This window comes from Flavobacterium sp. PLA-1-15 (assembly GCF_049060005.1).
GTDB lineage: Bacteria > Bacteroidota > Bacteroidia > Flavobacteriales > Flavobacteriaceae > Flavobacterium.
In genome coordinates this window covers 1-848 of sequence record NZ_JBMGQS010000060.1, presented here as the reverse complement: position 1 = coordinate 848, position 848 = coordinate 1, and the positions used below count along the sequence as shown (strand labels likewise).

The 848-nt window shown below is 62.6% G+C and carries 1 pseudogene; it reads left to right on the top strand.

From position 1 onward, the window contains the following. A pseudogene (locus tag ACI6PS_RS16195) lies at positions 1 to 848 on the top strand (collagen-like protein); the annotation flags it as partial.

The following is an 848-nucleotide window of genomic DNA, read 5'->3' as shown; positions in this document are numbered from 1 at the left end:
CAAGGTCCAGCGGGAGCGGATGGTATTGACGGAGCAGTTGGAGCCACAGGTCCTCAGGGTCCACAAGGTCCACAAGGTCCAGCGGGAGCGGATGGTATTGACGGAGCAGTTGGAGCCACAGGTCCTCAGGGTCCACAAGGTCCACAAGGTCCAGCGGGAGCGGATGGTATTGACGGAGCAGTTGGAGCCACAGGTCCTCAGGGTCCTCAGGGGCCACAAGGTCCAGCGGGAGCGGATGGTATTGACGGAGCAGTTGGAGCCACAGGTCCTCAGGGGCCACAAGGTCCAGCGGGAGCGGATGGTATTGACGGAGCAGTTGGAGCCACAGGTCCTCAGGGTCCACAAGGTCCGCAAGGTCCAGCGGGAGCGGATGGTATTGACGGAGCGGTTGGAGCCACAGGTCCTCAGGGTCCTCAGGGGCCACAAGGTCCAGCCGGAGCGGATGGTATTGACGGAGCAGTTGGAGCCACAGGTCCTCAGGGTCCTCAGGGGCCACAAGGTCCAGCCGGAGCAGATGGTATTGACGGAGCAGTTGGAGCCACAGGTCCTCAGGGTCCACAGGGTCCGCAAGGTCCAGCGGGAGCGGATGGTATTGACGGAGCAGTTGGAGCCACAGGTCCTCAGGGTCCACAAGGTCCGCAAGGTCCAGCGGGAGCGGATGGTATTGACGGAGCAGTTGGAGCCACAGGTCCTCAGGGTCCACAAGGTCCACAAGGTCCAGCCGGAGCGGATGGTATTGACGGAGCGGTTGGAGCCACAGGTCCTCAGGGGCCACAAGGTCCACAAGGTCCAGCCGGAGCAGATGGTATTGACGGAGCAGTTGGAGCCACAGGTCCTCAGGGTCCACA